Source organism: Chengkuizengella marina (genome assembly GCF_009910845.1).
In the GTDB taxonomy this organism is placed as follows: Bacteria; Bacillota; Bacilli; order Paenibacillales; family KCTC-33759; genus Chengkuizengella; species Chengkuizengella marina.
In genome coordinates, this window is sequence record NZ_SIJB01000015.1 from 90,866 (window position 1) to 99,283 (window position 8,418).

Annotated in this window: 5 protein-coding genes and 1 riboswitch; of the genes, 4 read left to right on the forward strand and 1 reads right to left on the reverse strand. The window is 33.4% G+C overall.

Annotation, left to right across the window (positions count from 1 at the left end; translation table 11 throughout):
• The first annotated feature begins 7 nt into the window (after nucleotides 1-7).
• The 4 genes from ERL59_RS06370 (at nucleotide 8) to ERL59_RS06385 (ending at nucleotide 6,830) form a co-directional block, all read left to right on the forward strand.
• Nucleotides 8-1,177 carry a DUF58 domain-containing protein gene (locus tag ERL59_RS06370; RefSeq protein ID WP_160645351.1) on the forward strand — a complete coding sequence of 390 codons (1,170 nt, stop codon included), beginning with the start codon at nucleotides 8-10 and terminating at the stop codon, nucleotides 1,175-1,177.
• Nucleotides 1,167-3,386 carry a transglutaminase-like domain-containing protein gene (locus ERL59_RS06375; protein ID WP_160645352.1) on the forward strand — a complete coding sequence of 740 codons (2,220 nt, stop codon included), beginning with the start codon at nucleotides 1,167-1,169 and terminating at the stop codon, nucleotides 3,384-3,386. Before ERL59_RS06370 ends, ERL59_RS06375 begins: the two co-directional genes overlap by 11 nt.
• A 139-nt stretch (nucleotides 3,387-3,525) precedes the next feature.
• Complete coding sequence (gene guaA / locus ERL59_RS06380; protein ID WP_160645353.1) at nucleotides 3,526-5,064, forward strand: glutamine-hydrolyzing GMP synthase; 1,539 nt, start codon at nucleotides 3,526-3,528, stop codon at nucleotides 5,062-5,064.
• A 143-nt stretch (nucleotides 5,065-5,207) separates the two neighbouring features.
• Nucleotides 5,208-5,308: riboswitch (purine riboswitch) on the forward strand.
• Between the two features lie 178 nt (nucleotides 5,309-5,486).
• A complete protein-coding gene (locus tag ERL59_RS06385; RefSeq protein ID WP_328699910.1) occupies nucleotides 5,487-6,830 on the forward strand; it encodes an NCS2 family permease in 1,344 nt (447 codons plus the stop codon).
• 213 nt (nucleotides 6,831-7,043) lie between these two features.
• On the opposite strand, the gene manA is transcribed toward ERL59_RS06385, so the two are convergent.
• Nucleotides 7,044-7,997, reverse strand: coding sequence for a mannose-6-phosphate isomerase, class I (gene manA / locus ERL59_RS06390; protein WP_160645354.1), 954 nt, complete (start codon nucleotides 7,995-7,997; stop codon nucleotides 7,044-7,046).
• Nucleotides 7,998-8,418: the final 421 nt, after the last annotated feature.

Sequence of the window (8,418 nt, forward strand, 5' to 3'; positions counted from 1 at the left end):
TGAATCCATGATGAATTTGAAAATGATATTTATTTTACTTATATGGGCAAGTTCACTTAGCTACAGCTTGCTAAAAGGCGGTTATTCTGCGTGGTTTATGACCTACAGTCTCAGTTTATTATTGTTTTATTTCATCATTGTGAAATTGACGAATCCCAAGTTAAAAGCTCATAGAAAAATCGCAAGTGAGAAATGGATCTCAGGTGATCATATTTCGGTAAAAGTGAACATTCAGTTTCACTCTTGGGTACCGTTTGTATGGATTATTGTAAAGGATGGATGGCATAGACAAACTTATTTCCCACGATTTCAAACTACTTTTCAGTACGAGTATCTTATTAAAAATAGTCAAAGAGGGAAATATGACTCCGAAGGGCTTCAAATTGTGATCAAAGATTTGTTTGGTTTCATTCGTAAAAAAGTAAAGGTGAAATCCAAGCTGCAATTCATAGTTTATCCTGAACCAATACCGATAACGGAGTGGAAAAATATACAGAGCAATTGGGAAGATAGCGATCACACATCATCGCTAAGAAATTATGAATCAACTCAATTTAGTGGCATTCGAGACTATAACTATGGTGACCCAATGAATCGAATTCACTGGAAGATGTCAGCCAAATCAAATAAATTAAAAACTAAAGAAAGTGAAATCTCCGTTGATCATAAAATGATGATTTTTTTAGATGCGAATCAAAAAGGAGAAAATTTTAATACATCATCTTTTGAAACAGCAGTTCAAATCGCAGCAAGCCTAATAAGATATGGAAAAAACCAAAGATTTGTTATGGGTATAGTTAGTAATAATTTAGAACAATATAATGATTCTTTAACTTCGTCATTTAAAATACAACAAGCCTATGAATTTTTAGCAACTGTCATTCCTGATGGGGAAATGCCATTATATGAAACCATGAGTCAGCAGATGAAGAAGATTAACAAGGATATGATGAATATGTGTATCACAACAGACTTAAATGATGAGTTTATTAATACTTGTTTATTTTTACGAAAACAGATGAGAAAAATAAACATTGTGTTCATTTATGAGTCTAAAGTATTAAATATTAAGCATAGGAAATATATAAAATCATTGGAAGAGATGGGATGTCATATTGAACTTGTGAAGTCACATCATCACACTCAAAAGCAAGGAGGATTGAAACATGGAGCCTAATGTGAAACCTCTAAATCATACTAAAAATTGGGTGTTAAGTGGAATCATCTGTGTATTCGTTTTTATGTTGTGTTGGGAATGGGTTCATCCTTTGCTTAACTTATCTTATTTTAAAGATTTGTTTGGAATATACCCATTTGCTATCGCTATAGGCTTGTTTATACTTATTGACTATTTATATATTCCTTTTGTCATCAATTGGGTTTTAAAAATATGTATTTGTTGGTTTTTAATCATATACGGGTTTTATTCCAAAGATATATTTAATATACAAGCATCTATACAGTACTTCCAAGTCACTCTTTCCGATATAACCAACTTGTTGGATGGAAAATTTTATTTATGGAGTAGAGAAAATAAGATTTTTATGTTTATGTTTGGATGGTCAATCATTATTTCCATTATTCAAACATTAATGGTTCGTCATCTTATTAGTGGATGGTTTGTAACGATAACCATCATGTACCTTTTCTTTTTACAACTTGTATTAGGAATGGATACATCGCTGGCCATTATTCGAAGTTTAACGATAGGGCTTATGTCTATGGCATTATTGAATTATGTAAAGATGAAACAATACCCTACTAAAAACTCATTGATTCAGAAAAGTAAAAATTCAATGATATGGACTATTTCTGTGGTTATTATCATTTGTATCATTATTTCAGCAGGAATGATTTTATCAAAGGATAAATCCAAGGAAATTGAAGTCTTAAACTTGTCTATTTTTCAAGACTATTTTAAAGAGATGATCTCATATGCAAGAGTAAATGGTGACTATCGTTTGAATGGAAACTTTTCCTTCTTAAGTGGTTATGGATTTGATGACACAACATTAGGCGGGCAAGTTCAACTAAACCATGATCCCGTTTTTGTAGGGAAAACTGAGAAAGAAACATATTGGCGAGGAGAGACAAAAAGCACTTATAACGGAAAGGGTTGGAATCAACCTATAAATATCTCTCAAAAGACGAATGAAGTTTATATAGAAACTATTTTACCAAGGGAAATCATACATCAAAACGTGTTAATTCAAAATCAAGACATTGGAAATATTGTGTTTAGTGGTGGAATCATACATCAATTTTATGGTTTAGTAACAAGTGACGGTACTTTTTATTCTGAAGACTCTTTGAAATTCAATTCTTCTACACAAAAATACAACATAGAGAACTTAAATGATGAAGTTCTGTATTATCAAATGAAAGTAGAAATTCCAGACTTTCAAGCACAATTAGATGAAAGCTCTAATGTTGAAAAAATTCAACTTAACCCAGCTGAACGTATGAAGTATTTACAACTCCCTAAAACATTACCCTCTCGAGTGAAAAATCTCACCGAGAATATTACAAGTGAGTATGCTGATCCCTATACTAAAACCATTGCAATAGAGAAATATTTAAAAGAAAATTATGAATATAATCTAAAAGATGTGGCCATTCCAGAAGAAAATGAAGATTTTGTAGATCATTTTTTATTTGAGCAAAAACTAGGATACTGTGATCACTTTTCAACTTCTATGGTGGTCATGCTTCGTTCCATTGGAGTTCCTGCAAGATGGGTAAAAGGTTTTGCCCCTGGAGAATTACAAAATGCAAATGTACAATTAAACGGAGGATTAAAGGAGTATCTTGTTCGCAACTCAGATGCACATTCATGGCCAGAGGTTTTTATTGAGGGAATTGGTTGGATTCCATTTGAACCAACACCTGACTTTACAAGTCATGTCGATGAACAGGTGGTGACAGCATTAAATCAATCTATTGTTGAACAATCAATTCAGGATTCTCAATCTTTAGTCAATCAAGAATCTAATCATAAATTTTCTAATAAATCTTCGTTATGGATCATCGTAATCTTGATTTCATTCATTGGATTTGTGCTTGTTGCTTATTTAAGTTGGCGAAGGGAATTAGCTTTATGGCATAAATTAAGAAAACTTAATTTTTCTTCTGAAAATAAAAAGGACATGCTTATAAAAAGGTATGAACGGTATTGGATGAAGGTTTTTCAATATTTTGGTGAAATTCCTCAAGGACAATCACTTAGAGAGTATGTATCAGCATTAAAACTACCTAATCAAGAACAGAACTTAGCACTAAAAGAATTTGCTTTAAAATACGAGGTTCTCCGGTATAGTGAAAATCCAAACGAATGGATATCTAAGAAAAAATTAAATGAACTGTGGAACAAATTGATAAATAAGTGATTAATAACAATGAATGATATAACTTTTAGTTAGAGGAGCCCACTGCTTAAGCAGTGGGTCATTGACGTTACATATAATTGTTGTTATTGTGTATTCATTGAGTACAAAAACGTATAGAAACAAATTTTAGGAGGATAACATGAGCAAACCACATGAAATGATCGTAGTATTAGATTTTGGGGGTCAATATAATCAATTAATTGCCCGTAGAATTCGTGATTTAGGAGTTTACAGTGAGTTATTACCTTTTAATACACCTGTGGATAAAATTTTAGCGCTTAATCCAAAAGGAATCGTATTTTCAGGTGGTCCATCCAGTGTATATGAAGAAAATTCTCCCTTAGTAGATGAAGCAATCTATGACATAAATATTCCAATTTTAGGAATTTGCTACGGAATGCAGCTTATTTCCCATCAGTTAAAAGGAAAAGTAGAAAGAGCAGAACGTAGAGAGTACGGTAAAGCGATGGTTGATTTTGGAGAGCATAGTATTTTAACAAAAGGTTTGGACAAAAATCAGCAAGTTTGGATGAGTCATAGTGATTTGGTTATTGAACCGCCTACAGGTTTTGTAGTTGATGCTAGTACAGAGCATGCTCCAGTTGCAGCAATGAGTCATCCAGATAAGAAAGTATTTGCAGTACAATTTCATCCTGAAGTACGCCATTCTATTTATGGGAATGATATGATCAAAAATTTCTTGTTTGATGTTTGTGGTTGTACAGGTGATTGGACGATGGAATCATTTGTTGAAGATACAATTCAAGATATTCGAAATAAAGTAGGCAATCGTAAGGTTTTATGTGCACTTAGCGGGGGTGTGGATTCCTCAGTTGTTGCTGTACTTATACATAAAGCAATTGGAGATCAGTTGACCTGTATGTTTATTGATCATGGATTACTGCGTAAAGGTGAAGCGGAAAGTGTAATGGAAACCTTTAGTGGTAAATTTGATATGAATGTGGTCAAAATTGATGCAAAGGATCGTTTCTTAGGTAAATTACAAGGGATATCTGATCCTGAGCAAAAACGTAAAATTATTGGAAATGAGTTTATTTATGTTTTTGATGATGAATCAAAAAAACTTGGTGAATTTGACTTTCTAGCCCAAGGGACTTTATATACGGATATTGTAGAAAGTGGTACAGATACAGCTCAAACCATTAAGTCTCATCATAATGTTGGTGGTTTGCCAGAAGATATGAAATTTGAATTAATTGAACCTCTAAGTACTTTATTTAAAGATGAAGTACGTAAAGTGGGAGAAGAGTGCGGTTTGCCACAAGAAATTGTTTGGCGTCAGCCTTTCCCTGGACCGGGCTTAGCGATACGAGTGCTTGGTGAAGTTACTGAGGAAAAGTTGACAATCGTACGTGAATCAGACGCTATTTTACGTGATGAAATTAAAAAAGCAGGTTTGGATCGTGAAATTTGGCAGTACTTTACTGCACTTCCTAACATGAAAAGTGTTGGGGTGATGGGAGATGCACGCACTTATTCCTATACGGTAGGTATTCGAGCTGTGACTTCCATTGATGGTATGACTGCGGATTGGGCACGAATTCCTTACGATGTTTTAGAAAAAATCTCTACACGTATAGTAAATGAAGTGGATCATGTCAATCGTATTGTATTAGACATCACTTCTAAACCGCCTGCTACGATTGAGTGGGAATAAAACTAATGTCTAAATATACTTTCATTTATATCATATAATTATCATCTAAATCCGAACATTGATTTCATTGAATGGAGATATGTTCGGATTTTTTGTTGACAAAATGTGGTGGTGGACATAAAATTAAAATGTAATTTTAAACGGCTGATTTAGTCTTCATATTTCGTATAATCCTGGGAATTGGCCCTGGAGTCTCTACAAGGTCACCGTAAATGATCTTACTTCGAAAATTTCTTGTATTAACAATCCACCTATGAAATTAAACGATTATATTATTCAAATTCCATAAAATATAATGGTCTATTTCATAGAACTATAGTGGAAATTGTTGATACGCACATTTTTTTGAACCTTTGGTAGAGAAGATCATACCAAGGTTTTTTTGTTTTAAAATTAAATTTTTTGTGGAGGAGCAAATTTTAATGGGAATGAACAATGAAAAGGGTTTTGCGAAATATTTTGAATTCAGTAAACATGGTACCAGTTACAGACGTGAAACAGTAGCAGGTATTACTACATTTTTGGCTATGGCTTATATTTTGTTTGTGAATCCAGATATGTTAAGTGCTGCAGGTATGGATTTCGGATCTGTATTTACGGCTACAGCAGTTGCCGCAATCATTGGTACACTAGTTATGGGTCTTTTTGCTAAGTATCCAATTGCTTTAGCACCTGGAATGGGTCTAAATGCATTTTTTACTTTCTCAGTAGTAATTGGTATGGGAATTCCTTGGGAACAAGCACTTCTGGGTGTATTAGTTTCTGGGATTATTTTTTTAATTTTAGCACTAACAGGTGTGAGAGAGGCTATCATAAATGCGATACCTTCTGGACTGAAACATGCAGCAGCAGCCGGTATTGGATTATTCATTGCATTTATAGGATTAAAAAACGCGGGAATTATTGTTGCAAATGAAGATACTTTTGTATCATTAGGTGATTTATCTGCAAACACTACCTTATTAGCGATATTTGGTATTGTGATCACAGCTATTTTTATGACGCGTAAGTTAAAAGGAGCCATTTTTTATGGAATTGTTATAACAACCATTGTAGGTATACTATTTGGTATTATTGAGCCTCCAACAGGTTCTCCAGTAGCAACACCTCCAAGCGCATCTGCATTTGGTGCTTTATTTGATCCATTATATATCAATGGTGAATTTGATTTATCTGTTATGTTTTCTGCAAGTATGTGGATCGTTATTTTCACTTTTTTATTTGTAGATTTCTTTGATACTGCAGGTACGTTAGTTGGAGTAGCTACACAGGCGAATCTTATGAAAAATGGCAAGCTACCAAGAGCTGGAAGAGCATTGACAGCTGATTCTGTAGCTACCATTACAGGTGCAGTTATGGGTACTTCAACAACAACTTCTTATATTGAATCATCTTCAGGTGTAGCAGCAGGTGGTCGTACTGGATTTGCCTCAGTTGTAACTGCAGGTATGTTTGCTTTATCTTTATTCTTTTTCCCATTATTGTCTGTCATTACTCAAGAAGTAACAGCTCCTGCTTTAATCATGGTTGGGGTTTTGATGGCTGCAAGCCTAGGGAAAATTGAATGGAACAAAATTGAAGAAGCTGTACCTGCCTTTTTAACTGCAGTTACAATGCCTTTAACCTTTAGTATCGCAACGGGAATTGCACTAGGGTTTATATTATATCCTCTAACTAAAATTTTTAATGGACAAGCTAGAAAAGTGCATTGGATTATGTATCTCATGTTTGTAGTTTTCATTGTATACTTTATCTGGTTAGCATAATATGAAAATAGTTTAATAACTATAGAGATAAAATTCATATTTGGATAGAATATTGATGACGATTTAATAGCAAAAGTGTAAAATCACATTGGAAAATACGAATGAGTTACATGCCGCATCCTTTGATGAATATGATGTTGAAGCCCAGAATGATCAAAGGATTACTTTAAAGTAAAAACAACACCCATCAATTCAAGTTTGATGGGTGTTGATTTAATTAGGGAACGATATGATCATTTCTGTATTTCCACGGATCGTAAAATCACTCATTTGGTATGGCAATATAAAATGATCTCCTTTTTGAAAGGTAAACTCTCCGTCAAGTGTTTCAAGTATTCCTTCACCTTCTATTACACTGACTAATTGAAACTTTTTATCCTGATTAAACTGCGATTCTCCGTTGATCTGCCATTTAAATGCCGAAAAGTATTTTTCTTCAACAAATTTCGTTATAGTTGCATCTTTTTGTTTTGAAATCACTGGATCAATGGACTCGTCTTGATGCGGGATTGTTGTAACTTCGATTGCTTTATCTAAATGTAAATCCCGAACTTGACCATTCTGATCTACTCTATCATAATCATATACTCGATAGGTTGTATCAGAATTTTGCTGTGTTTCCAATACTAATGTTCCTTCACACAAAGCATGGATAGTACCACTTGGCACATAAAAAAAGTCACCTGGTTTAATTTTTACTTTTCTCAATAAATCCGACCACAAACCTTGTTCTACCCACTGTAAAAGTTGTTTTTTAGAACTTGCATAGTGTCCTAAAATCATCTCCGCATCTTTTTTACAATCAATAATATACCAACATTCAGTTTTCCCTAGTTCACCATTCTCGTTTTGCTGGGCATATTGATCATCTGGATGTACTTGAACAGATAAATCTTGACTTGCATCTAAAATTTTCGTTAACAATGGAAATTTATCAGAAGGGTAAAAACCAAATAATTCTTGATGTTTATCCCATAGGTTGCTCAAGGACAATCCTTTATATAATCCTGATTTTACTTTATTAGTACCATTTGGATGTGCAGAAATCGCCCAACACTCTCCTATATTATCTGAGTTCAACTCATAGTTGAACCTTTTTAATGAGGTCCCACCCCAGATCCTCTCTTTAAATAGAGGTTTCAAAAAAATGGGGGATTTTGTAGTCATGTATTCTCTCTCCTTTATCTATGTTGTTTTTTTATTCTACTATTATAGCAAAATGATAGAGAAAAAAATGCTAATTTGAAGAGCTGCTTTTGATATTTTTATACAATTTAATTTTATACAGTTGATATATTATATGAAGTTTGTTATATTTATCCTTGTCGCTAAGAAATAACATAAAAAAGATGTTGCATTTTATATAGAGTTTATGTTATATTGATTAAGTTGCCGTTGAAACGGACGGTATATGTGATGAAAGATATTTATAGTATTTGCACCTTGAAAACTGAATAACGAGTGAACAAATAATATACCCCAAAAAGTGAAGTGAATCACGGAAGTGATCGCGGAATACTTTTCGGGGATCCCGGATAAACTTGAAATTTTTTTCAAGAATCCAAACAATAGCTCAAAAGTTTTAAAC

Coding starts and splice junctions, on each gene's coding strand:
- ERL59_RS06370 (WP_160645351.1), top strand. CDS start 8: ATGATGAATTTGAAAATGATATTTATTTTACTTATATGGGCAAGTTCA.
- ERL59_RS06375 (WP_160645352.1), top strand. CDS start 1,167: ATGGAGCCTAATGTGAAACCTCTAAATCATACTAAAAATTGGGTGTTA.
- guaA (WP_160645353.1), top strand. CDS start 3,526: ATGAGCAAACCACATGAAATGATCGTAGTATTAGATTTTGGGGGTCAA.
- ERL59_RS06385 (WP_328699910.1), top strand. CDS start 5,487: ATGGGAATGAACAATGAAAAGGGTTTTGCGAAATATTTTGAATTCAGT.
- manA (WP_160645354.1), bottom strand. CDS start 7,997: ATGACTACAAAATCCCCCATTTTTTTGAAACCTCTATTTAAAGAGAGG.